Raw genomic sequence first — 26005 nt, forward strand, 5'->3', positions numbered from 1 at the left:
CCGTAGCCACGCATTATCCGCCCATGTCGACCGTTGCAGAAAACGTTAGCTACCGCACCTGGATGTGCGTCGTCTGCGGCTTCATCTACGACGAGGCCAAGGGCCTGCCGGAAGAGGGCATCGCGCCGGGCACGCGATGGGAGGACGTGCCGGACACGTGGACGTGCCCGGACTGCGGCGTCACCAAGGACGACTTCGAGATGACCGAGGTCTGATCGCTACTTCGCCGGCGGGATCGATGGCGCGAGCCTGAGCTCGTCGCCCACCTGCAATTTCAGCTGCTCGGCCTGGCCCGCATTGAGCTCGAGCACGTAGCGCGCGGGCGCTTGGCTCGGATACGGCGGGCAACCGTCGCCCAGCGTGCAGGGCGGCACGTCGCGCTGCTGCGCCACCAGGCGCCGCTGCGTATCGAAATAGAGGATGTCCAGCGGGATCTTGGTGTTCTTCATCCAGTACGCGAGCGGCTCCTCGCGATCGTGCACGAACAGCATGCCGTGATCGGCCGGCAGCTCGTCGCGGAACATCAGCCCGCGCGCGCGTTCCTCGTTGTCGTCGGCGATCTCGACCGCATAGCGCTTGCCGCCGATCTCGACCCAGGTGTCCTGCCCCGTCGCGCAACCGGAAACCAGCAGTAATCCCAGCGACAGTATCCGTGCCTTGTTCATGGCCGCACTCCTATAACGTGCGGCCGACTTTCCGCCACAGGGCCCGCGCAGACAAGCATCGCTGAACGATTTCGACGAAGCATGAAATTGCCTCTTCCAAAACGTTACGAGCATGTGCACAATGCGCCCCCTGCCAACGACGGCACGCCACACGGCGCCGCAGTCGGGAGCGGAAAGAAACAAAAAATTCGATCACAGGGTGTTGACAGTGATCGAAAATGCTCTAAGATGGGCGGCTCACTCGGACGGATTGATTGCCGGGTGAAACGTAAGAGGGACGAGGCGCTGAGGCCGAAGTCCGGTGATCTTTGACAGTGTGCGCAGGTGACTTGTGCGGGCGTCTGGTGGTGGATGACTGTCCATCGCAGATGTCTCGTATCAAGCACAAAGATTCAAGTAAGCATGCAAATGCAAGCTGAGTTTTGGTGCCTGGACGGGCTCTGCACTTCAAAGCTTTAGCTGATCCTTCGGGATTGGTTGCAAAACTTAAGTGAAGAGTTTGATCCTGGCTCAGAGTGAACGCTGGCGGCAGGCCTAACACATGCAAGTCGAGCGGCAGCGGGTCCTTCGGGATGCCGGCGAGCGGCGGACGGGTGAGGAATGCATCGGAATCTGCCTCTATGTGGGGGATAACGTAGGGAAACTTACGCTAATACCGCATACGACCTACGGGTGAAAGCCGGGGACCTTCGGGCCTGGCGCAGAGAGATGAGCCGATGCCGGATTAGCTAGTTGGCGGGGTAAAGGCCCACCAAGGCGACGATCCGTAGCTGGTCTGAGAGGATGATCAGCCACACTGGAACTGAGACACGGTCCAGACTCCTACGGGAGGCAGCAGTGGGGAATATTGGACAATGGGCGCAAGCCTGATCCAGCCATGCCGCGTGAGTGAAGAAGGCCTTCGGGTTGTAAAGCTCTTTTGTTGGGGAAGAAAAGCTTCCGGTTAATACCCGGGAGTCCTGACGGTACCCAAAGAATAAGCACCGGCTAACTTCGTGCCAGCAGCCGCGGTAATACGAAGGGTGCAAGCGTTACTCGGAATTACTGGGCGTAAAGCGTGCGTAGGTGGTTCGTTAAGTCTGATGTGAAAGCCCTGGGCTCAACCTGGGAACTGCATTGGATACTGGCGATCTGGAGTGCGGTAGAGGGTGGCGGAATTCCCGGTGTAGCAGTGAAATGCGTAGATATCGGGAGGAACATCCGTGGCGAAGGCGGCCACCTGGACCAGCACTGACACTGAGGCACGAAAGCGTGGGGAGCAAACAGGATTAGATACCCTGGTAGTCCACGCCCTAAACGATGCGAACTGGATGTTGGGTGCAACTTGGCACTCAGTATCGAAGCTAACGCGTTAAGTTCGCCGCCTGGGAAGTACGGTCGCAAGACTGAAACTCAAAGGAATTGACGGGGGCCCGCACAAGCGGTGGAGTATGTGGTTTAATTCGATGCAACGCGAAGAACCTTACCTGGCCTTGACATGTCTGGAATCCTGCAGAGATGCGGGAGTGCCTTCGGGAACCAGAACACAGGTGCTGCATGGCTGTCGTCAGCTCGTGTCGTGAGATGTTGGGTTAAGTCCCGCAACGAGCGCAACCCTTGTCCTTAGTTGCCAGCACGTAATGGTGGGAACTCTAAGGAGACCGCCGGTGACAAACCGGAGGAAGGTGGGGATGACGTCAAGTCATCATGGCCCTTACGGCCAGGGCTACACACGTACTACAATGGTGGGGACAGAGGGCTGCAAGCCGGCGACGGTGAGCCAATCCCAGAAACCCCATCCCAGTCCGGATTGGAGTCTGCAACTCGACTCCATGAAGTCGGAATCGCTAGTAATCGCAGATCAGCATTGCTGCGGTGAATACGTTCCCGGGCCTTGTACACACCGCCCGTCACACCATGGGAGTCTGTTGCACCAGAAGCAGGTAGCTTAACCTTCGGGAGGGCGCTTGCCACGGTGTGGCCGATGACTGGGGTGAAGTCGTAACAAGGTAGCCGTATCGGAAGGTGCGGCTGGATCACCTCCTTTAGAGACCGGCAGCACTGCTGCCAGGCGCCCGCACAAGACACCTGCATTCGAAGTTCCAGAATCCCACGGGGGATTCTGGGGAGCGTCCCGCATCACGGGGCTTTAGCTCAGCTGGGAGAGCACCTGCTTTGCAAGCAGGGGGTCGTCGGTTCGATCCCGACAAGCTCCACCATCTCGCTGGCCTGCGCTGCGGACAGCAACATCGGGTCTGTAGCTCAGGTGGTTAGAGCGCACCCCTGATAAGGGTGAGGTCGGTGGTTCGAGTCCTCCCAGACCCACCATTTGCTCCGAATACTTCGAATGTTTGCACACACAAGATTAGAACCGCACGGGCGCTGAGGCCGGTGAGGTGTTCTTTGAAAATCAGGATGTAGCGAGCGTTTTAGACGTGAATGTCTACAGACGTGTCGTGAGGCTAAGGCGGGGATCCTCGAGATCCCTAAAAATTGAGTCGTTGAATTCGCGTCCGGGCTTTGTACCCCTGGACACAAATACGACCCCGAGGCGACTTGGGGTTATATGGTCAAGCGAATAAGCGCACACGGTGGATGCCTTGGCGGTCAGAGGCGATGAAGGACGTGACAGCCTGCGAAAAGCGCGGGGGAGCTGGCAATAAGCATTGATCCCGCGATGTCCGAATGGGGAAACCCACTGCGCAAGCAGTATCCTGCAGTGAATACATAGCTGCTGGAAGCGAACCCGGAGAACTGAAATATCTAAGTACCCGGAGGAAAAGAAATCAACCGAGATTCCCTGAGTAGTGACGAGCGAACGGGGACCAGCCCTTAAGCTGGATTAGTTTTAGCGGAACAACCTGGAAAGGTTGGCCATAGACGGTGATAGCCCGGTACGCGAAAAGGCTTTTCCAGTGAAATCGAGTAAGGCGGGGCACGTGAAACCCTGTCTGAACATGGGGGGACCATCCTCCAAGGCTAAATACTACTGACCGACCGATAGTGAACCAGTACCGTGAGGGAAAGGCGAAAAGAACCCCGGAGAGGGGAGTGAAATAGACCCTGAAACCGTGTGCGTACAAGCAGTCGGAGCCCGCAAGGGTGACGGCGTACCTTTTGTATAATGGGTCAGCGACTTACTGTTCGTGGCGAGCTTAACCGTATAGGGGAGGCGAAGGGAAACCGAGTCTGAAAAGGGCGCATAGTCGCGGGCAGTAGACCCGAAACCGGGTGATCTAGTCATGCCCAGGGTGAAGGTCCGGTAACACGGACTGGAGGCCCGAACCCACTCCCGTTGCAAAGGTAGGGGATGAGGTGTGATTAGGAGTGAAAAGCTAATCGAACCCGGAGATAGCTGGTTCTCCTCGAAAGCTATTTAGGTAGCGCCTCATATGTATCCTCTCGGGGGTAGAGCACTGTTATGGCTAGGGGGTCATTGCGACTTACCAAACCATTGCAAACTCCGAATACCGAGACGGACTGTATGGGAGACACACGGCGGGTGCTAACGTCCGTCGTGAAAAGGGAAACAACCCAGACCCACAGCTAAGGTCCCAAATTCATCGCTAAGTGGAAAACGATGTGGAAAGGCACAGACAGCCAGGAGGTTGGCTTAGAAGCAGCCACCCTTTAAAGAAAGCGTAATAGCTCACTGGTCGAGTCGGTCTGCGCGGAAGATTTAACGGGGCTAAGCGATGAACCGAAGCTTGGGGTGCACAACTTGTTGTGCGCGGTAGAGGAGCGTTCCGTAAGCCGTTGAAGGTGACTTGAGAAGGTTGCTGGAGGTATCGGAAGTGCGAATGCTGACATGAGTAACGATAATGCGGGTGAAAACCCCGCACGCCGAAAGCCCAAGGTTTCCTTGCGCAACGTCAATCGGCGCAGGGTGAGTCGGCCCCTAAGGCGAGGCTGAAAAGCGTAGTCGATGGGAAGCTGGTTAATATTCCAGCACCTCGCGTAAGTGCGATGGAGGGACGGAGAAGGTTAGGCAGGCCCGGCGTTGGTTGTCCGGGTGAGAGAGTTGAGGCGGTCCCCTTAGGCAAATCCGGGGGGGCAACGTTGAGACTAAGGACGAGTCCTTTAGGACGAAGCTGCTGATATCACGCTTCCAGGAAAAGCTCCTAAGCTTCAGCTTACGCAGACCGTACCGTAAACCGACACAGGTGGGCAGGATGAGAATTCTAAGGCGCTTGAGAGAACTCGGGTGAAGGAACTAGGCAAAATAGCACCGTAACTTCGGGAGAAGGTGCGCCCTTTTTGGTTCATAGCTGAGAAGGGCCGCAGTGACCAGGCCGCTGCGACTGTTTATCAAAAACACAGCACTCTGCAAACACGAAAGTGGACGTATAGGGTGTGACGCCTGCCCGGTGCTGGAAGGTTAAGTGATGGGGTTAGCCGCAAGGCGAAGCTCTTGATCGAAGCCCCAGTAAACGGCGGCCGTAACTATAACGGTCCTAAGGTAGCGAAATTCCTTGTCGGGTAAGTTCCGACCTGCACGAATGGCGTAACGACAGCGGCGCTGTCTCCACCCGAGACTCAGTGAAATTGAAATCGCTGTGAAGATGCAGCGTTCCCGCGGCAAGACGGAAAGACCCCGTGAACCTTTACTATAGCTTTACACTGAACGTTGAGTTCGTCTGTGTAGGATAGGTGGGAGGCTGTGAAACCGAGGCGCCAGCTTCGGTGGAGCCATCCTTGAAATACCACCCTGATGTGCTTGACGTTCTAACCTGGCGCCGTTATCCGGCGCGGGGACCGTGTATGGTGGGTAGTTTGACTGGGGCGGTCTCCTCCCAAAGAGTAACGGAGGAGCACGAAGGTACGCTCAGCGCGGTCGGACATCGCGCACTGTGTGCAAAGGCATAAGCGTGCTTGACTGCAAGATCGACGGATCAAGCAGGTACGAAAGTAGGTCTTAGTGATCCGGTGGTTCTGTATGGAAGGGCCATCGCTCAACGGATAAAAGGTACTCCGGGGATAACAGGCTGATACCGCCCAAGAGTTCATATCGACGGCGGTGTTTGGCACCTCGATGTCGGCTCATCACATCCTGGGGCTGTAGTCGGTCCCAAGGGTATGGCTGTTCGCCATTTAAAGTGGTACGCGAGCTGGGTTCAGAACGTCGTGAGACAGTTCGGTCCCTATCTGTCGTGGGCGTTGGAGATTTGAGAGGGGCTGCTCCTAGTACGAGAGGACCGGAGTGGACGAACCTCTGGTGTTCCGGTTGTCACGCCAGTGGCACTGCCGGGTAGCTATGTTCGGAAGCGATAACCGCTGAAAGCATCTAAGCGGGAAGCGCGCCTCAAGATGAGATCTCCCGGGAGCTTGACTCCCCTGAAGGAACCATCAAGACCAGGTGGTTGATAGGCTGGGTGTGTAAGTGCAGCAATGCATTGAGCTAACCAGTACTAATGATCCGTGCGGCTTGACCATATAACCTCAAGACGCTTTGGGCAGCCAAAGCACCTTACCCTCGCGATACGTCGCGACATTCACTGCTCGCTACATCCCCCCCTTTTCCGCTCGAACCCACGGGTTCGTCGGTAACCAACGAGAGCGCGGCGCCGTGAGGCGACCCTCCACCCTCTCCCTGGTGACCATAGCGGTGTGGAACCACCCGATCCCATTCCGAACTCGGACGTGAAACGCACCCGCGCCGATGGTAGTGTGGCTTTGCCATGCGAGAGTAGGTCATCGCCAGGGTCTTTATCCCGCAACCCCCCAGCCGTCCCAACGGCTGGGGGGTTGTCTTTTGGGCGGTGGGAAATTGCGGCGGAGAGTCACGCGGTGGAGGTAAACCATCGCTGCTGCAATCCGCGCGCTCTGCTGCCGTGCGCTCTCTATCCCGAGCGTCCGACGTGTCTTCGCGTGAGCGCAGCGCTGGAAGCGTCGCGCCTGAGGTCGGAATAGCCGCTATGAGGGACGGGGCGAGGCTCGCCCTCGAGTAATTAGTCCGTGAACTCGACGAAGCTCAAGGTCGCGATAAGCCCGGCCCCGGGCTCCGCATCCGAGGCAATGACACCGGCACGCAGCGCCTACGAGGCGCATCGGCGGCGGCCATCAGGCGCGACTGGGAGATGCACGATGGCGTTATGGCGATTGCGTCGGGACGGGCAGTAACTCGCTGCGGCTGGACACATCGCTTTTCACGGCCATCGCTCTTGTCCGCTCAAGTCAAAGCTTGAGCGCGTGCAGCCAGGCCGCAGCGTCCGCGAAGGATCAGCGACAGGACAGTGGCCTTACCGCAGCGCGGGCTGCGGCAGTCACGGCATCGGGTTTGGCGAACTGCAGGGCATCCCGTCGTTGCCGACGCCCGATACCGCTGTCCTTGGAGAACAGCCGGCACCGAAGTAGATGTCTCAACAACCTGAGGCCAGTGGTTCGAGGTCAGCCGGTACCGGTTCGTGACCGTCGCAGGGAGATGGGCGTTCGAACGCGTCGCGAACCGGAAGCTCGTCGTCGCCACATAGCCGGCTATGAAGGCAGGTATGACCATCGCAGTCCGGGCGACTCGAGGCGCCGGCGGGGCCGACTCGTCCATCTCGCGCGACGTATCTTCTTATCCATCTCCGCCACGTCTCTCCGAGCGGCGCTTCTAAAGCGGCCCAGGCAGGCTAGGCCGTTGCTGCGAGGCGGCGTCGACTCGGTGGTCGCACCACGGTCAACCTGCGGCGGCGGCGGATACGACGCTCCGCGGGAAAGTGGCTAGAGCCAGACCCGGACCAGACAGCGCGCACTCGCCATCCGGGCAAGGACGGCGCGCTTCGCGCCAACTGCCGGCCGCGGGCGCACGATCGGCCCGGCGCTTGCCACCGCCACCAGCCAAAGGCTCGGGTCGTAGCCAAGCACCGCTCGGTCGAGCACCTTCGGATCGGCACTGATGCCCTGAAGCACTTCGCAGAACTGCTCGACGACAGGCCGGCGAATGAAAGCCGGCAGTGCCGACGGCAAGACACCGAACACGACGAGCCATGTGAATGCAGGCGATCGCCGGCGTTCGCGAGCCGCGCGACAGGCGGCTGGTAAACGCGTTCATGCGCTTATCTCGCTGGGGCGGCGTCGACAGCTAGCGGCAAATGCTCAGCTGTCGCGATGCCGAGGTTCGATAACCGCGCTGTCGCCGCGACGCGCGAAGCGCGCGGCCCTCAGCGGATCGCCATCGCCGCCTGCGCGAGCAATGCCGCCGCACAGATAAACCCGACCAGCCAGCTGAGGCTGCGCGCCACGGGCACGCCGCCGACGTAGAACACGCCATGCAGCATCCGCGCGACGACGAACACGACCGCGAGCAGCGCGATGCGCGCTTCGTGCACGCCGGCGATGTCCGCCAGCACCACGCCGGCCGCGAACGCGGGGAACGCTTCGAAGGCGTTGAGCTGCGCGGCGTTCGCGCGCGACACGCGCGGATCGCTCTGTCGGGCCAGCCAGCCGCGCGGGTCGCGGTTGTCGTAGCGCTCGCCGCGGGCCTTGGCCAGCACGGTCCAGACGTAGGGCAGGACGGCGGCAACGAACACGCACCAGTACGCGACGGCGATGGTCATGGCAGGGCTCCCGGAGACTCGTCGCAGCCTAGCGCAGACAAGCGGCGGGCGGCCATGACTTCCGGCCGCGTGACGGCCGTCGCGAACGCGCTAGGCTCGGGGCTTCCGAACGGAAGGGGAAATCCGATGCGACGTCGTCTACTGCCCGCGCTGCTCGGCGGGCTGCTCATCACCGCCTCCGCGCATGGCGCGACGCCCGACCGCTGGCAGGTGCCGGTGTCGGTCAAGAAGCTCGACAACGGCCTGACGGTCGTGGTGTCCGAGGACCACAGCTCGCCGACGGTGGGCGTGTCGATGGTCTATCACGTGGGCATGCGGCTGGAGCCGCAGGACCGCACCGGCTTCGCGCACCTGTTCGAGCACCTGATGTTCGAGGGCACGCCGAACGCGAAGGAAGGCGTGTTCGACAAGGTGATCACCGGCGGCGGCGGCCGCAACAACGGCTCCACGCGCCCGGACTTCACCAACTACATCGAGATGGCGCCGGTATCGGCGCTCGAGCCGATCCTGTGGCTCGAGGCCGATCGCATGAAGACGCTCGACTTCAATCCGACCACTCTCAAGAACCAGCAGGACGTGGTGAAGGAGGAGATCCGCGTCAACGTGAAGAACCAGCCGTACGGCGGCTTCATGTGGATCGACATCGGCCAGCAGGCCTTCCAGAAGTGGGAGAACAACCACGACGGCTACGGCAGCTTCGAGGATCTCGAAGGCGCGAGCCTGGAGGATGTGGCCGGCTTCCATCGCGACTACTACGGCCCGAACAACGCGGTGCTCGGCATCGCCGGCGACGTGACGCCCGAACAGGCGTTCGCGCTGGCCGAGAAGTACTTCGGCACGATCCCCGCACGCGCGACGCCGAAGGCGCCCGATTTCCGCGAAGGCCTCAACACGCAAGAAAAGCGCATCCAGCAGACCGATGCGCTGGCGCAGGTGCCGGCGATCGCGGCGGCCTGGAAGATGCCGGACCGCGGCAGCAAGGATCAGGCGGCGATGGCGGTGCTGGGCGACGTGCTCGCCGGCGGCGATGCCTCGCGCTTCTACCAGGGCATCGTCAAGGGCCGCGAGCTCGCGCTCAACGTCGAATCGCTGTACGGCCTGACCAGCCCGTGGGAATACGACGGCCCGACGCTGTTCACCGTGTTCGCGCTGTACAAGCCCAACACCAGTGCCGACGCGGTGCTCGCGGCGATGGACGAGGAGATCGCGAAGGTCGCCAAGAACGGGATCACCGATACCGAGTTGCAGCGGGTCAAGACCAAGATGCTGGCCGACTGGTACAACGGCCTCGAGGCCTTCATCAGCCGCGCCGACACGGTCGCCAAGCTGCAGACGCTGTGGGGCGACGCCAACGTGGTCAACAAGATCCCCGGCTGGATCGAGGGCGTGACCAGCGCCGACATCCAGCGCGCGGCCAAGACCTATCTCGTGCGCAGCAACCGCACCGTCATCGACCGCGTGCCGACCGCGATGGCCAAGCCCGCGGCGCCCGCCGCCGGCGCGAAGTAAGGAGACGACGTCATGAAGAACCTCAACCTGCTCGCCGCCGCGCTGACGATCGCGCTGGCCGGCAATGCCGTCGCCGGCCCGAAGGCCGAGCTGCCGAAGGAGCTGCCGCCGTACGCGCCGGAGCGTCCGCTGCCGGTGCCGCAGATCGACAAGGCGACGCTCGCCAACGGCCTGGAAGTCTGGATCGTGCCGCGCTCGGGCCTGCCGCGCGTCGATGCCGTGCTGGCCGTGCGCAACGCCGGCCTCGCCGCCGACGATGCGCAGCATCCTGGCTTCGCCACGCTGCTCGCCGGGCTGCTGGCCGAAGGCACCGCCAAGCGCGATTCGCGCGCCATTGCCGAAACCGCGCAGGGCCTCGGCGGCGGCATCGGCGCGATGGCGAATGCCGACGGCATCCTGCTGTCGGGCAATGCGCTGGTCTCGCATGCGCCGGACATGATCGCGCTGCTCGGCGAGGTCGCGCGCACGCCGTCCTTCCCCGAGAACGAGGTGCGCCTCGCGCAGGCCAACGCACTGCAGGGCCTGAAGGCCGCCGAGGCGCAGCCGGGCTTCAAGGCCGAGCGCGCGCTCGGACAGGTCATCTACGGCGACCATCCCTACGCACGCACGCAGCCGACCGAAGCCGCGATCACGTCGGTGACGCCGCAGATGCTGCGTGCCGCGCATGCGCAGCGCTTCCGCCCGGACCGCGCCCTGCTGGTGCTGACCGGCCCGATCTCCCGCGCCGACGCGATGCGCGCGGTCGAGGCCGCGTTCGGCAGCTGGAGCGCAATCGGCGAGCCGCTGCCCGACACGCCGCCCGCCGTGCGCAACGCCAAGCCCCAGCGCGTGCTGGTGCAGCGCGACGGCAGCGTGCAGTCGGCGATCCGCATCGGCCGTCCCGGGATCGCGGCGACCGATGCCGACTGGGCGCCGCTGCAGCTGGCGGGCACGGTGCTGGGCGGCGGCTTCAGCTCGCGCCTGATGCAGAACCTGCGCGAGGAGAAGGGCTATACCTACGGCGCGCGCGGCGGTATCGGCCCGCTGCGGCAGGGCGGTCGGATCAGCGCGTCGGCCGACGTGCGCAACGAGGTGACGGGCGCGGCGATCAAGGAGTTCATGGCCGAGTACGCGCGCCTGGGCAGCGAGCCGGTGCCCGCGCAGGAGCTCGAGGACACCAAGCGCTACGTCGCCGGCGGCTACCTGCTCAACAACCAGATGCAGGCGGCCGTGGCCAGCACGCTCGCCGGCAACTGGCTGGTCGGCGTGCCCGCGGAGTTCCTCGGCGAGTACGTGCCGAAGGTGCGCGCGGTGGATGCGGCGCAAGTGCAGGCGATGGCGCGCAAGTACCTCGATCCGAAGGACCAGTCGATCGTCGTGGTCGGCGATTCCAAGGCCATCGCCGAGCAGCTCGCACCGTACGGCACGTTCGACGTACGCGCGAAGTAAGGTCGAATCGCGTGGATCGCGGGGCCGCCTTCGGGCGGCCCCGTTTCGTTTGACGGCCGGATATCGCAATACGCATGAAAAAGGCCGCCCGGAGGCGGCCTTTTCCGCGTTCCCGACAGCGGAGCTGCTTACGGCGCCGCAGGCGGCGTCGGCGTGCTGAAGCGCTGCGCCGTGGCGCCCGTAATCGAGCCGACCTTCGCGGTGTCGTGCACGTACAGCACCACCGGGCGCTTGAACACCAGCGGACCGTCGACCTGCGCGTTCGGGCCGATGACGATGCGCGGGTCGCGCTTGCGCATGTTGAGGAACTGCACGTTCGGCTTCTCGACGAGGATGCCGCCGCGCACGTGGCTGCCGACGCCGACGGTCACGTCGCCGTTGACCGTCTCGATGCCGCGGCCGACGTCGGTGTCGACCAGGCCGATCGCGCCGTTGACCGTCTCCACGCCGCCGCTCACCGCGCCGCCGCGGTCGACGAAGATGCCGCCGTTGACGGTCTCGATGTCGCCATCGATGCGCACGCGCTGGCCGGTATGGATGCTGCCGTTGACGGTCTCGAGGTCGCCGACCTGCGCGCCGTCGCCGACGCGGATGCTGCCGTTGACCGTCTCCGCCGAGCGGGCCTGCACGTCGGCATCGATGCGGATGCTGCCGTTGACGGTTTCGAGGCTGCCGTAGGTCTTGCCGGCCTCGGCGTGGATGCTGCCGTTGACCTTGTCGATGCTGACCCGGTCCTGCGCGAAGGCGGGCGTGGCCGCGAGGGCAAGGGCGAGGGGCAGGAGCATCAGGGCGTTTCGCATGGTCGGTTCCTCGACGGTTGATACGGCTTGGATGCGGCTGCCGGCCGTAGGGTTTAAGTAGCGGCACGGGACGTTACGGCACCGCCGCTACAATCGCGCTTCCCGTCCCCGCTGGGCAACTGCCCGAAGTCACAGGTCCGCATCGTGTCCCACACCGCCGCCGTGAAGCCCGTCGTCCTGCTCATCCTCGATGGCTGGGGCCATCGCGAGGATCCCACCGACAACGCGCTGGCGCAGGCGAACCTGCCGAACTGGAACGCGCTGGTGGCGGGCTGCCCGAACACGCTGATCCACACCGAAGGCCGCCACGTCGGCCTGCCGGAGGGGCAGATGGGCAACTCCGAGGTCGGCCACATGAACCTCGGCGCGGGGCGCATCGTCTATCAGGACCTCACCCGCATCGACGCGGCGATCGAGGACGGCACGTTCTTCGACAACGCCGAACTGCGCGCGGCCTGCGAGGGTGCCAAGGCATCAGGCGGCGTGCTGCACGTGATGGGGCTGCTGTCGCCGGGTGGCGTGCACAGCCATGAGCGCCATGTGCTGGCGATGCTGGAGATGGCGCATCGCCTCGACGTGCCGCGCGTGGCGGTGCATGCCTTCCTCGACGGCCGCGACACGCCGCCGCGCTCGGCCGATCCGAGCCTGCAGTTGCTGATGCAGGAATGCGCGCGGCTGGGCAATGCGCACGTCGCTACCGTGAGCGGCCGCTATTTCGCCATGGATCGCGACAAGCGCTGGGATCGCGTGCGGCGCGCATGGGATGCGATGGTCGACGGCCGCGCCGAACACGTCGCCACCGACGCGCTGGCCGCGCTCGAGGCCGCGTACGCGCGCGGCGAGAACGACGAGTTCGTGGTGCCCACGGTGATCGAGGGCTACGCGGGCATGCACGACGGCGATGCGGTCGTCTTCATGAACTTCCGCGCCGACCGCGCGCGCCAGCTCACCGCGGCGTTCGTATCGCCGACGTTCGACGGCTTCGACGCGCGCCGCCCGCAGCTGTCGCGCTTCGTCTGCCTCACCGAATACGACGCCAAGCTGCCGGCGCCGGTCGCATTCGGGCCCGACGACCTGCGCAACACGCTGGGCGAGGTGCTGGCCGACAACGGCCTGCGTCAGCTGCGCATCGCCGAGACCGAGAAGTACGCGCACGTCACCTTCTTCTTCAGCGGCGGGCGCGAGGACGAATACCCGGGCGAGACGCGCATCCTGGTGCCGAGCCCGCAGGTCGCCACCTACGACCTGCAGCCGGAGATGAGCTGTCCCGAGGTCACCGAGAAGCTGTGCGCGGCGATCCGTTCGGGCATGGTCGACGTCGCGATCTGCAACATCGCCAATCCCGACATGGTCGGCCACACCGGCGTGATCAGCGCGGCGATCAAGGCCGCCGAGGCCGTGGACACCGCGCTCGGCGCGATCCGCGCCGCAGTGGCCGACGTCGGCGGCGCGCTGCTGATCACCGCCGACCACGGCAACCTCGAGATGATGCGCGACGCCAGCACCGGCCAGCCGCATACCGCGCATACCGTCGGCCCGGTGCCGTTCGTGTACTGCGGGCCGCGCGCGGCCACGCTGCGATCGGGCGGCGCGCTGCGCGACGTCGCGCCGACCGTCCTCGACCTGCTGCAGGTCGCCAAGCCCGTCGAGATGACCGGCACGAGCCTGCTCGTCGGCTGACCGATGCGTCTTCGCGCCGCGCTGCTCGCGCTGATGCTGTCGCTGCCCGTGCTCGCGGGCGCGGCGCAGGACACGCGCACCACCGAGCGCAAGCTGCAGGCGCTCAAGCGCGAGCTGCAGGGCGTCGCCGCCGAGCGTCGCAAGCTGGAGACGCAGCGCGGCAGCGCGAGCCAGCAGTTGCGCCAGGCCGACGAGCAGGTCGGCCAGACCGACCGCGAACTGCGCAGCGTGCAGGAACGCATCGCCAGCGAGCGCGCCGGCCTCGTGCAGCTGCGCGCGCGGCAGGCGCGCATGCGCGAGACGCTCAAGGGCGCGCGCGAGGAACTGGCCACGCTGCTGCGCGCGGCCGATCGCCAGGGCCGCGCCGGTGCGCTGAAGACGCTGCTCTCGCGCGACCAGGTCGAGGACGCGCAGCGCCTGCTCACCTACCACGGCTACCTGCAGCAGGCGCGCGCCAGGCGCATCCGCGAGCTCACCGCGCAGCTGGCCGAGCTCGATCGCGTGGAAGCGGAGATCGCGCGCCGCACCGGCGAGCTCACCGCCGCGCAGAAGGCGCAGGCCGAGCAGTTGCAGAAGCTGCAACGCGAACGCGAGCAGCGCGCGGTGCTCGTCGCGCAGCTCGACGCGAAGTACAAGGACCGCGCCGACCGCGAGAAGGCTCTGGGCCGCGACGCCAAGGCGCTCGAACAACTGCTTGCCAAGCTGCGCGCCGCCGCGGCGAAGGCGCGCGCCGAGCAGAAACGCCTCGCCGAGCAGCGCGCGCGCGAGGCCGCTGCCGCGGCGAAGGCCGATGCGGCAGCCGCCAAGGCCGCGCGCGAAAAGGGCCTGCCGCCGCCGCCCAAGCGCGCGACGCGCCCGCCGGTGCAGGTCGCGAGCGCGCCGCCGCCGCAGGTCGGCGGCCTGGGCTGGCCGCTGTCGGGCGCGCTGCTCGCTGGCTACGGCGGCCGGATGCCCGACGGCCGCCGCAGCGACGGCCTGCTGATCGCCGCCGGCGCGGGCACGCCGGTGCGCGCGGTCGCCGACGGCACCGTGGTCTATTCGGAATGGATGACCGGCTACGGCCTGCTGCTGATCGTCGACCACGGCAACGGCTACATGAGCCTCTACGCGCACAACGACGCGCTGCTCAAGAGTGCCGGCGCGACGGTCAAGCGCGGCGATCCGCTGGCCACCGTCGGCAGTTCGGGCGGGCAGGGGCGGCCGTCGCTGTATTTCGAGCTGCGCCGCGGCGGCACGCCGGTCGATCCGGGCGTGTGGCTGCGACGCTAGCGTCCACACGTCTTTCCGCAGCGGCGGCTAACGTGCTGAACTCGCCGTCATCGCGACGGTCCGACCGTCGTACCGCTTCCGGAGTCGCCATGCGCCGTCGTCTGCTCGCCCTCGCCCTGCTCACCGCCGCGCTTCCACTCGCGGCGCAACAGGCGCCCGCGCCGACGCCGCCGAAGGATGCGCCGTCCACGCCCGCGCCTGCCGCCGATCCTCAGGCGCCCGCCAGCGGCACGCCCACCGAGGGCGCGCCGGCCGACGGCGCGCGCACCGCGGCAGCAGCGAAGGCCGGTGCCGCGGACGATCTCGACAAGGTGCCGCTCGACGAGATCCGACGCTTCGTGATGGTCTACAACGCGGTCAAGCAGGCCTACGTCGAGCCCGTCAGCGACCGCAAGCTGATGAACGCCGCGGTGCACGGCCTGCTGCTCGACCTCGACCCGCACAGCACCTATTTCGACCGCGAGGACGCCGCGAGCTTCGACGAGAACGCCCGCGGCGCCTACGAGGGCATCGGCGTCGAACTGCAGCGCCAGGAGGACGGCACGCTCAAGGTGATCGCCGCGATCGACGACACCCCGGCGGCGAAGGCGGGCCTCAAGGCCGGCGACATCATCATCGCGATGGACGGCAAGCCGTTCCGTCCCGACGAAGGCGACACCTCGGCGCCGTTGCGCGGCCCGGCCGGCAGCAAGATCGTGCTGACCGTCGCGCGCAAGGGCGCCACCAAGCCGATCGACATCACCGTGGTGCGCGAAACCATCCGCATCGCCTCGGTGCGCTCGCGCATGCTCGAGCCGGGCTTCGGCTACGTGCGCGTCGCCGCGTTCCAGGCCGACACCGCGGCCGACTTCGAGAAGGCGCTGGACAAGCTCAAGGCCGCCGGCACGCTGCGCGGCCTCGTCATCGACCTGCGCAGCAACCCCGGCGGCCTGCTCACCAGTGCCGTGCAGATGGCCGACGACCTGCTCGAGAAGGGCGGCATCGTCAGCACGCGCGGACGCCTTGCGATCACCGACGCGCAATTCTCGGCGACGCCCGGCGACCGCCTCGACGGCGCACCGGTGGTGGTGTTGGTGGACGGCGGCTCGGCGAGCGCGTCCGAAGTGCTCGCCGGTGCGCTCAAGGACAACGGCCGCGCGCGCATCGTCGGCAGCCGCACGTTCGGCAAGGGCTCGGTGCAGACCGTGCTTCCGCTCGACAACGGCGACTCGGTCAAGCTGACCACTGCCCGCTACTTCACTCCGAGCGGCAAGTCGATCCAGGCGCTGGGCATCGTGCCCGACGTCGCCTTCGAGGCCCCGAAGAGCGACGAAGCGCGCCGCGCGCTGTCGGAAGCCAGCCTTCCGGGCCATCTGCGCGGCGATGCCGACGACGCCACCGCCGCGGGCGACATCCTCGAGGGCGAGGGCTACATCACCCAGGCGCTGGCCGAGCTCAAGCGCCTCGCCGGCGTGCCGGCCGCAGCGCCGGCGAAGGCAACGGCGGCGAAGAAGTAGGCCTCAGCGCGGCTTGCCGGGCATCGGGAAGGGCGTCACCACGCGCTCGCCGGTGGCGGCGTCGCGGATCGCCGACTGCGCCTTGCGCTCGACTTCCTCGATGCGCACGATCGAATGCATCGGCAGGTGCAGCACGCGCGTGTTGCCGAACTCGTCGCGCAGGCGCTCCTCGGTCGGATCGACGACGAGGCCCTCGTTGACGTCGAACACCAGTTCCCCGACCTCCGTGAAGCCCCAGAGCGCGCCGGAGGCGACGTGTCGGGCGTACAGCTCGTACACCTTGCCGGCGTTGAGGAAGGTCACCTTGTAGAGCGGCTTGGGCATGGCGGTCGGTCGGCGTGGTGTCCCGCGAACATGGGGCGCGATCGCCGCCGTTCAATGGCGATCGACTCAGAAGCCGTGCACGCGCTTCATGCGTCGATGGATCGCCGCCCGCGACACCAGCCCGAACGCGCCCCCAACGGCGAACCCGGCCAGATGCGCCGACCAGGCCACCGCGCCGAACGCCGGCCCCACGAAGGTGTAGACCAGCTGCAGGCCCGCCCACACGCCGATCAGTACCGCGGCCGGCATGCGCACGAACTGCAGGAACAGCCCCAGCGGCAGCACCAGGCCGAGGCGGGCGGTCGGGAACAGCGCGAGATAGGCGCCGATCAGCGCCGATACCGCGCCGCTGGCGCCGATGATCAACCGGTCCGGCGTGCCGATGGCCAGCACCGCGGCGAGGTTGGCCGCCGCGCCGCCCAGCAGGAACAGCGCGAGGAAGCGCCACGGCCCCATGGCCCGCTCCGCCGGCGCGCCGAAGATCAGCAGGAACAGCAGGTTGCCGACCAGGTGCGCCCAGTCGGCATGCAGGAACAGCGCGGCGACAAGCCGCGCCAGGTGGCCGTCGCGCAGCGAGGCCAGGAGCTCGGGCAGCGAGCGCAGGTCGCCCGACAGCGCGCCCCATTCCAGCAGCAGCCGGCGCTGCTCGCCCGGCGGCAGCAGGCTCGCGGCCACGAAGCAGCCCCACAGCAGCAGGAACAGCACCGGGGTGGCCCAGCGCCGGATCGGCCTTTCGCGAGGGGGGATGGGGATGAACACGCGGGGCTTCCCGTTCAGCCCCCGCATGATGCGCGAGCCGTCCGCGCCTGCCCAGCCGCATGCCGGCCGCCCCTGTTGTTAGCTTGCGGTTAAAGGCTATATTCGGTGCCGCATGGTCGCGGATACCGGCCAGCCCAGAAAGCCGGTTCGACCGGCGGTGCAATCCCCTTTTCGGAGAGAGACATGCAGAACGGCTTCATGCGCGTCACCGCGCTCGCGCTCGGTATCGCCGGCGCGCTCACGCTGGGCAATGCCCACGCGTCCGGCTTCCAGATCCGCGAGAACAGCGTCAAGAACCTCGGCCGCGCCAACTCCGGCACCGCCGTCGCGCGCGGCGACGCTTCGGTCGTTTCCAACAACCCGGCGGCCATGGTCAACATCGACCGCGCCACGGTGCAGACCGACGTCAGCCTGATCGACCTCGATGCGGAGTTCACCGGCGGCGGCAACACCGCGCTGCCGACCCCGCCGGCCGCACCGCTCAACGGCAACAACGGCGGCGACCCGGGCGACCTGACGGCGGTGCCGGCGCTGGCAGCCGTGTTCCCGCTGTCGGGCGGTCTCGACAAGGTCACCGTCGGCGTCAGCGTCGACGCGCCGTTCGGCCTCGCCACCGAATACGACCCGAACTGGGTCGGCCGCTACCACGCGATCGAATCCGACGTGAAGGCCGTCAACCTGAACCTGTCGGCCGCCATCGCGATCACCGACCGCTTCTCGGTCGGCCTCGGCGCGATCATCCAGCGCACCGAGGTCACGCTCTCCAACGCGATCGACTTCGGCACCGCGGTCTGCACGCGCTCGGCGGCCACGCCGGCGGCGAGCGTCGCCAACTGCCTCAACCCGGCCTATCCGTTCCGCCCGCAGGCCAACGACGGCAGCGTCTCGGTGACCGGCGACGACACCTCGTTCGGCTGGCGCGTGGGCATGCAGTGGCGCCCGACCGACCGCCTGACCATCGGTGCCGCGCACCGCTCCGAGATCGACCACGAGCTCAGCGGCGAAGCCGACTTCACCGTCCCGGGCAACGTCGCCGCGATCCCGACCATCGCCGCCGGTTACGGCGACACGCCGGTCAACGCGCCGTTCACCACGCCCAGCGTCACCACGGTGAGCGTGCAGTACGACTTCAGCGACAGCTTCCGCATGATGGCCGACTGGCAGGGCACCGACTGGCATTCGCTGCAGGCCGTGCAGATCTTCCGCGACGCCGGCGGCATCCTCGGCAACGAGCCCTTCCAGTGGAAGGACACCAACTACTACGCCGTCGGCGCCGAGTGGGACTTCAGCCCGGCCTTCACGCTGCGTGCCGGTGTTGCCCGCGACGAGTCGCCGACCAACGACACGTACCGCACGCCGCGCCTGCCGGACAACGAGCGCATGCTCTACTCGATCGGCGCGACGTGGAACGTGTCGGAGGCGCTCACCGTCGATGCCGCCTACACGCGCATCAGCATCGATTCGCCGACGATCAACAACATCCACTCGTCCAGCAACTCGACGCTGTCGGGCCGCTTCGAGGGCCACGCGGACCTGATCGGTATCGCGGCGCAGTACCGCTTCTGATCCACGCCTGACGCAGCACGGAAAAGCCCCGCTCCGGCGGGGCTTTTTCTTTGCCGGGTCGCCGTGAAGCGACGGGATTCGCGCATGAAAAAAGCCCCGCTGGAGCGGGGCTTTTCTCGTTTCCGTGATGCGCGGTGATCAGTCGCCGAGCGTCAGCAGAGAGGCGTTGCCGCCCGCGGCCGTGGTGTTGACGGTGATCGTCTTCTCGGTGGCGAAGCGCGGCAGGTAGTGCGGGCCGCCGGCCTTCGGGCCGGTGCCCGACAGGCCTTGGCCGCCGAAGGGCTGCACGCCGACCACCGCGCCGATCTGGTTGCGGTTGACGTAGCAGTTGCCGACCTTGATGCGCGAGGCGATCTTCTCGATCGTCGCATCGATGCGCGAATGGACGCCGAGCGTGAGGCCGTAGCCGGTCGCATTGATCGCATCGATCACCGCATCGAGCTGGTCGGCCTTCCAGCGGATCACGTGCAGCACCGGGCCGAACACCTCGCGGTGCAGCTGGTCGAGCGAGTGCAGCTCGTAGGCGCGCGGCGCGAAGAAGCTGCCGTTCGCGGCGGCCTCGCCGAGCGCGACTTCGGCGATCTTCGCCTTCGCCTCGCGGTCCATCCGCGCGGCATGGTCCTGCAGCACGCGCAACGCGTCGGCGTCGATCACCGGGCCGACGTCGGTCGACAGCACGCCCGGGTCGCCCACGACGAGCTCGGCCATCGCGCCGGCGAGCATCGTGGTCACCTTGTCGGCGATGTCGTCCTGCACGAACAGCACGCGCGCGGCCGAGCAACGCTGGCCGGCCGAGGTGAACGCCGAGCCGATCGCATCCTTCACCACCTGCTCGGGCAGCGAGGACGAATCGGCGATGAGCGCGTTCTGTCCGCCGGTCTCGGCGATCAGCACGCCGATCGGCGCGTGCTCGCGCGCGGCCAGCGCACGGTTGATCGCACGCGCGGTCTCGGTCGAGCCGGTGAAGGCGACACCCGCGATGCGCTCGTCGCGCGTGAGGGCGGCGCCCACGGTGGCGCCGTCGCCCGGCAGGAACTGCAGCACGGCCTCGGGGACGCCGGCCTCGTGCAGAAGCTTCACCGCGGCGTAGCCGACCAGGTTCGTCTGCTCGGCGGGCTTGGCGATCACGCAGTTGCCGGCGGCCAGCGCGGCGCAGACCTGGCCCATGAAGATGGCCAGCGGGAAGTTCCACGGACTGATGCAGACGAACGTGCCGCGCCCCGAAAGCTGCAGCGTGTTCGACTCGCCGGTCGGGCCGGGCAGCGCCTCGGGCTTGAACATCGAGCGCGCCTGCTCGGCGTAGTAGCGCAGGAAGTCCACCGCCTCGCGCACTTCGGCGACGCCGTCGGGAATCGTCTTGCCGGCTTCCTTCGCGCACATCGCGATGAACAGCGGCATGCGCTGCTCGAGCAGGTTGGCGGCGTGCTCGAGGATGGCGGCGCGGCTCGCGGCCGGCGTGGTGTTCCAGCCGTCGTGCGCGGCGGTCGCATTGGCGAGCGCGCGCTCGACGAGCTGTGCATCGGCGGCGATCCAGTGGCCCACCACCTCGCGGCGATCGGCCGGGTTCGTCACCGCGATGCGCTCGCCCGAGGCGCGCGCGCCGGCGACGATCGGCTCGGCCGTCCACGCCTGCCGCGTGGCTGCATTGACCTGGTCGGCGAGCGCGCGCAGCGCGTCGTCGTTGGCGAGGTTCACGCCCATGGAGTTGCTCCTGGAAATGCCGTAGCTGCGGTACAGGTCAACCGGCAGCGGAATGCGGGGATGCGGGATCGACTCGAAGGCCGACACGGCCTCGACCGGATCGCGGATCAGCTCGTCGATCGCGATCGACTCGTCGGTGATGCGGTTGACGAAGCTCGAGTTCGCGCCGTTCTCCAGCAGGCGGCGCACGAGGTAGGGCAGCAGGTCCTCGTGCGAGCCCACCGGCGCGTACACGCGGCAGGGCACGTTGAGGCGATCGGTGGGGATGACCTCGGCGTAGAGGTCGTCGCCCATGCCGTGCAGCTTCTGGAACTCGAACGGCCGGCCCGCGGCCATGCGGTGCACGTGCGCGATGGTGTGCGCGTTGTGCGTGGCGAACATCGGATAGATCGCGTCCGACGCGTCGAGCATGCGGCGCGCGTTGGCGAGGTAGCTGACGTCGGTGTTCTGCTTGCGCGTGAACACCGGATAGCCCGGCATGCCGTCCACCTGCGCGCGCTTGACCTCGGCGTCCCAGTACGCGCCCTTGACCAGGCGCACCGGGATGCGCCGGCCGGTGCGGCGCGCGAGGTCGGCGATGAAGTCGATGACCTCCGGCGCGCGCTTCGAATACGCCTGGATGGCGAGGCCGAAGCCTTCCCAGCCGGCGAGCGAGGCGTGCGAATAGGCGGCGGCGATGACGTCGAGCGAGAGCTCGAGGCGGTCGGCCTCCTCGGCGTCCACGGTGAAGCCGATCGCGTACGAGCGCGCCAGCTGCGCGAGCTCCAGAACCCGCGGCACCAGCTCGGCCAGCACGCGCGCGCGCTTGGCGTGCTCGTAGCGCGGATGCAGCGCGGAGAGCTTCACCGAGATCGACGGCGCGCCGAACACCGCGGCCGCGCTCGCCGCATCGACCGTGCCTTCGGCGGCGGCGTGGCGACCGATCGCATGGATCGCCTTGCGGTAGGCCTCGAGGTAGCGCGCGGCGTCGGCGGCGGTGAGCGCGGCCTCGCCCAGCATGTCGAACGAATAGCGGTAGGACGCGTTGTCGCCCTTGCGCGAGCGGGCCAGCGCCTCGTCGATGGTCCGGCCCATCACGAACTGGTGCCCCATGATCCGCATGGCCTGGCGCACCGCGAGGCGGATCACCGGCTCGCCGACGCGGCCCAGGAGCCGCTTGAAGGCGCCATGGACGTCGCGCTTGGTCTCGTCGCCGAGATCCACGAGGTGCCCGGTCAGCATCAGCCCCCAGGTCGAGGCATTGACCAGCACCGACGGCGACTGGCCGACGTGGCGCTTCCAGTCGGCCTCGCCGAGCTTGTCGCGGATCAGGCGGTCGGCGGTCTCGGCGTCCGGGATGCGCAGCAGCGCCTCGGCCACGCACATCAGCAGCACGCCTTCCTCGGAGCCGAGGTCGTACTGCCGCATGAAGGCCTCGATCGCGCCCTGGTCCTTGGCGCGGCGGCGGACCCGGGTGACCAGGTCGGCGGCCGTGGCCTGGACGGCGGTGCGGTCGGCGTCGGGCAGGCGGGCCTGGTCGAGCAGGCGCCGGACGTGGGCGGCCTCGTCGCGCACCCAGCCGGCGGTGATCGCGGCGCGCGGGCCGGGCGGCGGAGGCGCCAGTTCGGGCGCGATCAGGGCGCGCTGCGGCGACGGGCCGGGCGCGGCGGGAGTGGGGGTGGACATCGGATCCCAGCGAATGCGACGGAAGACGCGTAGTCTAGCGATCGCGCCGACGGCGGTCGCGGGCCACGGAATGGTTCGTCGGATACCGTTTACGCGACGCGCTCGGCTTGCCCGCGCCATCGCGCGGGGCTAACATTTCTCGGTTTCCGTAAGCCTCTGGCCCATCCAGAAAAACGCGGCGCCTCCGGCCCGCGGGCGGCTTTCCTTTCCATCGTCGATCGCGCTCCGCGCGCGGCGCGGAACGGCAGCCTGCGGAAAATCCATTCCACGTATTTCGCCGATTCTGGGGCTCGATCTGATGAAAGCCGGTCGTATCAAGCAGTGGGCAGCGGGCCTGACCGCCCTCGCCCTGCCGGTCCTCGCCTTTGCGCAGCAGCACGCGGGCGATCCCACGAGCCCGCACCCGTGGCAGCTCAACATGCGCCGCGGCGTGACGCAGATCTCGCACAACGCCTACGACGCGCACATGATCGCGCTGTGGATCTGCGTGGGCATCGGCATCCTGGTGTTCGGCGCCATGGCGATCGCCATGTTCAAGTTCCGCAAGTCGCGCGGCGCGGTGCCGGACGTGGACTTCACCCACAGCACCAAGCTCGAGGTGCTGTGGACGGTGATCCCGATCGTCCTGCTGGTGGCCATGGCCTTCCCGGCCACCCACAAGCTGATCAACAACTACGACGTCCGCAATTCCGAGATGACCGTGAAGGTCACCGGCTACCAGTGGATGTGGAAGTACGACTACCTCGGCGAAGGGGTGTCGATGACCAGCCGCCTCAAGCGCGAGGACGATGACCTGCGCCAGAGCGGCCGCGTGCCGACGCTCGAGGCCGACCCGCACTACCTGCTGCAGGTCGACAACGAGCTGGTGGTGCCGATCGACACCAAGATCCGCTTCGTCATCACCGCCGACGACGTGATCCACGCGTGGTGGGTGCCGTCGCTGGGCTGGAAGCAGGACGCCATTCCGGGCCTGATCAACGAAGCCTGGGCCCGCATCGAGCAGCCGGGCATCTACCGCGGCCAGTGCGCCGAGCTGTGCGGCAAGGACCACGCGTTCATGCCGATCGTCGTGCGCGCCCTGCCCAAGGCCGAGTATCAGCAGTGGCTCGCTGCGCAGAAGGCGCAGCCGGCCGCCGCGCCCGCCCCGGCGAGCCCCGCCGGTGTCAATCCGACCGCCCCGGCCGCCAACGCGGAACCGGCGACGGCCGCGGCCCCGAATTCCGACGCCACGACCGCTCCGGTCGCCGGCTGATCGCACCGCATCACGCAGAGGTAGTCCATGGCTGTCACGCATCCCGCCGCCGACCATCACACCGATGAGCACGGCCACGAGCAGGGCTTCATCGAGCGCTGGTTCTTCTCGACGAACCACAAGGACATCGGAACGCTGTACCTGATCTTCAGCTTCCTGATGTTCATCGTCGGCGCGTTCCTGTCGGTGCTGATCCGTCTCGAGCTGACCAAACCGGGCCTGCAGTACTTCGACCCGATGCTGTTCAACTCGTTCACCACCATGCACGCGCTGGTGATGATCTTCGGCGGCGTCATGCCGGCCTTCGTCGGCCTCGGCAACTGGATGATCCCGCTGCAGATCGGCGCGCCCGACATGGCGCTGCCGCGTATGAACAACTGGTCCTTCTGGATCATGCCGTTCGCGTTCACCCTGCTGCTGATGACCTACTTCCTGCCGGGCGGCGCGCCCGCGGGCGGCTGGACGCTGTACCCGCCGCTGTCGCTGCAGGGCGGCTACAACGTCGCGTTCGCGATCTTCGCGATCCACCTGATGGGCATCAGCTCGATCATGGGCGCGATCAACATCATCGCGACCATCCTCAACATGCGCGCCCCGGGCGTGGACCTGCTGAAGATGCCGATCTTCTGCTGGACGTGGCTGATCACCGCGTTCCTGCTGATCGCCGTCATGCCGGTGCTCGCCGGCGCGGTGACCATGCTGCTGACCGACAAGTACTTCCATACCAGCTTCTTCAACGTGGCTGGCGGCGGCGACCCGGTGATGTACCAGCACATCTTCTGGTTCTTCGGGCACCCCGAGGTCTACATCATGATCCTGCCGGCGTTCGGCATCGTGTCGGAGATCATCCCGGCCTTCAGCCGCAAGCCGCTGTTCGGCTACCAGGCCATGGTGTACGCGACCGCCGCGATCGCCTTCCTCTCGTTCATCGTGTGGGCGCACCACATGTTCACCGTCGGCATGCCGCTCGGTGGCGAGATCTACTTCATGTTCGCGACGATGCTCATCTCGATCCCGACGGGCGTGAAGGTGTTCAACTGGGTCACCACGATGTGGCGCGGCTCGCTGACCTTCGAAGCGCCGATGAAGTGGGCGATCGCGTTCGTGATCCTGTTCACCATCGGCGGTTTCTCGGGCCTGATGCTCGCGATCGTGCCGGCCGACTTCCAGTACCACGACACCTACTTCGTGGTGGCGCACTTCCACTACGTGCTGGTGACCGGCGCGCTGTTCTCGATCATCGCGGCCGTCTACTACTGGTGGCCGAAGTGGACCGGCCGCATGTACAGCCAGAAGCTCGCGAGCTTCCACTTCTGGTGGTCGATCGTGTTCGTCAACCTGCTGTTCTTCCCGCAGCACTTCCTGGGCCTGGCCGGCATGCCGCGCCGCATCCCGGACTACAACGTCGTGTTCGCGGACTGGAACCTGATCAGCTCGATCGGCGCGTTCGGCATGTTCGCCACGCCATTCATCATGCTGTTCGTGCTGTGGCATTCGAAGAAGTACGGCGCGCCGGCGACGGACCGCGTGTGGGAAGGCGCGAAGGGCCTGGAGTGGACCGTGCCGAGCCCGGCGCCGCACCACACCTTCACGGTGCCGCCGGTGATCCGCGACGGCGACCTCGCCCACGGCGACATCACGCACTGACGGCACGAGCGGCGATCGCATGACCGGCCCGAATGCCCCGCGCACGCCCGACGACGCCCGCATCGCGCGGGCGCGCCGCACCGCGCTGTGGCTGGGCCTGCTCGCGGTCGCCGTGTTCTTGGGCTTCATCGCGATGGCGGCGATGAACCGATGAGCACGCCGCGCAACAATGCCGGCTGGGGCAAGCTGGTGGCCGTGTCGCTGCTGGCGTTCGGCTTCACCTTCAGCCTGGTGCCGCTCTACCGCATCGCCTGCGAGAAGGTCTTCGGCATCCGCCTCGCGCAGGGGCCGCAGAGCGCCGGCGGCTCGGGCGCGACCGGCAGCCGCTGGGTGACGGTGCAGTTCGACGGCAGCGTCAACTCCAAGCTCGACTGGCAGTTCCATCCGCAGCAGCTGTCGATGAAGGTGCAGGTCGGCAAGCCGTACGAGACCACCTACTTCGCGAAGAACGACTCGCCGCGCGCCATCGTCGGCAGCGCGGCGCCGTCGGTCGCCCCGGCCCGCGCCTCGCAGTACTTCATCAAGACCGAGTGCTTCTGCTTCACCGCGCAGACGCTGGCGGCCGGCGAATCGCGCGACATGCCGGTGCGCTTCGTCGTCGACCCCGGCCTGCCGGCCGACGTTTCCACGATCACGCTGTCCTATACCTTCTTCCGCAACGATACGCTGACCGCGCGCCTGGGCCCGACGCCCGCCGGCCGTGGCGCGGCGCCGTAACCGCGGC

General features: G+C 66.7%; 17 protein-coding genes, 2 tRNA genes, 3 rRNA genes and 1 pseudogene. 16 read left to right on the forward strand and 7 right to left on the reverse strand.

Going from position 1 to position 26005, the window contains the following annotated elements; all coding sequences use genetic code 11:
- Positions 1–23 precede the first annotated feature (23 nt).
- Positions 24–215, forward strand: a complete 192-nt coding sequence (locus IE066_RS09795; RefSeq protein ID WP_229790771.1) for a rubredoxin — start codon at positions 24–26, stop codon at positions 213–215.
- 3 nt (positions 216–218) lie between these two features.
- On the opposite strand, the gene IE066_RS09800 is transcribed toward IE066_RS09795, so the two are convergent.
- Positions 219–665, reverse strand: coding sequence for a DUF192 domain-containing protein (locus tag IE066_RS09800; protein ID WP_189449354.1), 447 nt, complete (start codon positions 663–665; stop codon positions 219–221).
- Between the two features lie 487 nt (positions 666–1152).
- On the opposite strand from IE066_RS09800, the gene IE066_RS09805 reads away from it, so the two are divergent.
- From IE066_RS09805 to rrf, 5 genes are all read left to right on the forward strand, one after another.
- Positions 1153–2691 (forward strand): 16S ribosomal RNA (locus IE066_RS09805).
- Positions 2692–2787: 96 nt separating this feature from the next.
- Positions 2788–2863: transfer RNA gene (locus tag IE066_RS09810), tRNA-Ala, on the forward strand.
- A 32-nt stretch (positions 2864–2895) separates the two neighbouring features.
- Positions 2896–2972 (forward strand) — tRNA-Ile (locus IE066_RS09815).
- Positions 2973–3212: 240 nt separating this feature from the next.
- A 23S ribosomal RNA gene (locus tag IE066_RS09820) occupies positions 3213–6077 on the forward strand.
- A gap of 156 nt (positions 6078–6233) precedes the next feature.
- A 5S ribosomal RNA gene (gene rrf, locus IE066_RS09825) occupies positions 6234–6347 on the forward strand.
- Together the 16S, 23S and 5S rRNA genes with 2 tRNA genes alongside form the textbook arrangement of a ribosomal RNA operon.
- Positions 6348–7349: 1002 nt before the next feature.
- On the opposite strand, the gene IE066_RS09830 is transcribed toward rrf, so the two are convergent.
- Positions 7350–7607, reverse strand: a complete 258-nt coding sequence (locus tag IE066_RS09830; protein WP_189449356.1) for a hypothetical protein — start codon at positions 7605–7607, stop codon at positions 7350–7352.
- Between the two features lie 182 nt (positions 7608–7789).
- Entirely contained in the window at positions 7790–8185 is a 396-nt protein-coding gene (locus tag IE066_RS09835) for an MAPEG family protein (RefSeq protein WP_189449358.1), read from the reverse strand.
- Between the two features lie 126 nt (positions 8186–8311).
- Between IE066_RS09835 and IE066_RS09840 the strand changes: the two genes are divergently transcribed.
- Together IE066_RS09840 and IE066_RS09845 are read left to right on the forward strand one after the other, a co-directional pair.
- Positions 8312–9694: a M16 family metallopeptidase gene (locus tag IE066_RS09840; RefSeq protein WP_189449360.1), complete on the forward strand. Its 1383-nt coding sequence runs from the start codon at positions 8312–8314 to the stop codon at positions 9692–9694.
- Positions 9695–9706: 12 nt separating this feature from the next.
- Positions 9707–11122 carry a M16 family metallopeptidase gene (locus IE066_RS09845; protein ID WP_189449362.1) on the forward strand — a complete coding sequence of 472 codons (1416 nt, stop codon included), beginning with the start codon at positions 9707–9709 and terminating at the stop codon, positions 11120–11122.
- 128 nt (positions 11123–11250) lie between these two features.
- Here the strand turns inward: IE066_RS09845 and IE066_RS09850 are convergent, their stop codons facing one another.
- Entirely contained in the window at positions 11251–11922 is a 672-nt protein-coding gene (locus IE066_RS09850; RefSeq protein ID WP_189449364.1) for a DUF4097 family beta strand repeat-containing protein, read from the reverse strand.
- A 144-nt stretch (positions 11923–12066) separates the two neighbouring features.
- Between IE066_RS09850 and gpmI the strand changes: the two genes are divergently transcribed.
- The 3 genes and pseudogenes from gpmI to IE066_RS09865 all read left to right on the forward strand — a co-directional run.
- The gene (gene gpmI / locus IE066_RS09855) at positions 12067–13602 is read left to right on the forward strand and encodes a 2,3-bisphosphoglycerate-independent phosphoglycerate mutase (RefSeq protein WP_189449366.1); all 1536 of its coding nucleotides are present in this window, start codon (positions 12067–12069) and stop codon (positions 13600–13602) included.
- A gap of 3 nt (positions 13603–13605) precedes the next feature.
- Positions 13606–14871 (forward strand): murein hydrolase activator EnvC family protein, encoded by a 1266-nt coding sequence (locus IE066_RS09860; protein WP_229790772.1) that lies wholly within the window; start codon positions 13606–13608, stop codon positions 14869–14871.
- Positions 14872–14960: 89 nt separating this feature from the next.
- Positions 14961–16364: pseudogene (locus IE066_RS09865) on the forward strand (S41 family peptidase); the annotation flags it as partial.
- A 6-nt stretch (positions 16365–16370) separates the two neighbouring features.
- Here the strand turns inward: IE066_RS09865 and IE066_RS09870 are convergent.
- Positions 16371–16691: a DUF1820 family protein gene (locus IE066_RS09870; RefSeq protein WP_189449370.1), complete on the reverse strand. Its 321-nt coding sequence runs from the start codon at positions 16689–16691 to the stop codon at positions 16371–16373.
- 66 nt (positions 16692–16757) lie between these two features.
- Complete coding sequence (locus tag IE066_RS09875; protein ID WP_189449371.1) at positions 16758–17450, reverse strand: rhomboid family intramembrane serine protease; 693 nt, start codon at positions 17448–17450, stop codon at positions 16758–16760.
- 183 nt (positions 17451–17633) lie between these two features.
- On the opposite strand from IE066_RS09875, the gene IE066_RS09880 reads away from it, so the two are divergent.
- The gene (locus tag IE066_RS09880) at positions 17634–19016 is read left to right on the forward strand and encodes an OmpP1/FadL family transporter (RefSeq protein WP_189449372.1); all 1383 of its coding nucleotides are present in this window, start codon (positions 17634–17636) and stop codon (positions 19014–19016) included.
- A 138-nt stretch (positions 19017–19154) separates the two neighbouring features.
- On the opposite strand, the gene putA is transcribed toward IE066_RS09880, so the two are convergent.
- Complete coding sequence (putA, locus tag IE066_RS09885) at positions 19155–22382, reverse strand: bifunctional proline dehydrogenase/L-glutamate gamma-semialdehyde dehydrogenase PutA (RefSeq protein ID WP_189449373.1); 3228 nt, start codon at positions 22380–22382, stop codon at positions 19155–19157.
- 298 nt (positions 22383–22680) lie between these two features.
- On the opposite strand from putA, the gene coxB reads away from it, so the two are divergent.
- The 4 genes from coxB to IE066_RS09900 are packed head-to-tail and all read left to right on the forward strand — an operon-like array spanning position 22681 to position 25998.
- Positions 22681–23634 (forward strand): cytochrome c oxidase subunit II, encoded by a 954-nt coding sequence (coxB, locus tag IE066_RS09890; protein ID WP_189449374.1) that lies wholly within the window; start codon positions 22681–22683, stop codon positions 23632–23634.
- 27 nt (positions 23635–23661) lie between these two features.
- Positions 23662–25281: a cytochrome c oxidase subunit I gene (ctaD, locus tag IE066_RS09895; RefSeq protein WP_189449375.1), complete on the forward strand. Its 1620-nt coding sequence runs from the start codon at positions 23662–23664 to the stop codon at positions 25279–25281.
- A gap of 19 nt (positions 25282–25300) precedes the next feature.
- Entirely contained in the window at positions 25301–25435 is a 135-nt protein-coding gene (locus IE066_RS14880; protein ID WP_268244882.1) for a hypothetical protein, read from the forward strand.
- Complete coding sequence (locus IE066_RS09900; RefSeq protein ID WP_189449376.1) at positions 25432–25998, forward strand: cytochrome c oxidase assembly protein; 567 nt, start codon at positions 25432–25434, stop codon at positions 25996–25998. The genes IE066_RS14880 and IE066_RS09900 overlap by 4 nt, the downstream gene beginning before the upstream one ends.
- Positions 25999–26005: the final 7 nt, after the last annotated feature.

The organism is Cognatilysobacter xinjiangensis (genome assembly GCF_014651995.1).
GTDB classification, from domain to species: domain Bacteria; phylum Pseudomonadota; class Gammaproteobacteria; order Xanthomonadales; family Xanthomonadaceae; genus Cognatilysobacter; species Cognatilysobacter xinjiangensis.

What these genes read in the sequence shown, in the direction of transcription:
- IE066_RS09800 (WP_189449354.1), bottom strand. Translation starts at nt 665, where the DNA reads ATGAACAAGGCACGGATACTGTCGCTGGGATTACTGCTGGTTTCCGGT.
- IE066_RS09860 (WP_229790772.1), top strand. Translation starts at nt 13,606, where the DNA reads ATGCGTCTTCGCGCCGCGCTGCTCGCGCTGATGCTGTCGCTGCCCGTG.
- IE066_RS09850 (WP_189449364.1), bottom strand. Translation starts at nt 11,922, where the DNA reads ATGCGAAACGCCCTGATGCTCCTGCCCCTCGCCCTTGCCCTCGCGGCC.
- IE066_RS09795 (WP_229790771.1), top strand. Translation starts at nt 24, where the DNA reads ATGTCGACCGTTGCAGAAAACGTTAGCTACCGCACCTGGATGTGCGTC.
- IE066_RS09840 (WP_189449360.1), top strand. Translation starts at nt 8,312, where the DNA reads ATGCGACGTCGTCTACTGCCCGCGCTGCTCGGCGGGCTGCTCATCACC.
- IE066_RS14880 (WP_268244882.1), top strand. Translation starts at nt 25,301, where the DNA reads ATGACCGGCCCGAATGCCCCGCGCACGCCCGACGACGCCCGCATCGCG.
- IE066_RS09870 (WP_189449370.1), bottom strand. Translation starts at nt 16,691, where the DNA reads ATGCCCAAGCCGCTCTACAAGGTGACCTTCCTCAACGCCGGCAAGGTG.
- ctaD (WP_189449375.1), top strand. Translation starts at nt 23,662, where the DNA reads ATGGCTGTCACGCATCCCGCCGCCGACCATCACACCGATGAGCACGGC.
- IE066_RS09835 (WP_189449358.1), bottom strand. Translation starts at nt 8,185, where the DNA reads ATGACCATCGCCGTCGCGTACTGGTGCGTGTTCGTTGCCGCCGTCCTG.
- IE066_RS09900 (WP_189449376.1), top strand. Translation starts at nt 25,432, where the DNA reads ATGAGCACGCCGCGCAACAATGCCGGCTGGGGCAAGCTGGTGGCCGTG.
- IE066_RS09880 (WP_189449372.1), top strand. Translation starts at nt 17,634, where the DNA reads ATGCAGAACGGCTTCATGCGCGTCACCGCGCTCGCGCTCGGTATCGCC.
- IE066_RS09845 (WP_189449362.1), top strand. Translation starts at nt 9,707, where the DNA reads ATGAAGAACCTCAACCTGCTCGCCGCCGCGCTGACGATCGCGCTGGCC.
- putA (WP_189449373.1), bottom strand. Translation starts at nt 22,382, where the DNA reads ATGTCCACCCCCACTCCCGCCGCGCCCGGCCCGTCGCCGCAGCGCGCC.
- coxB (WP_189449374.1), top strand. Translation starts at nt 22,681, where the DNA reads ATGAAAGCCGGTCGTATCAAGCAGTGGGCAGCGGGCCTGACCGCCCTC.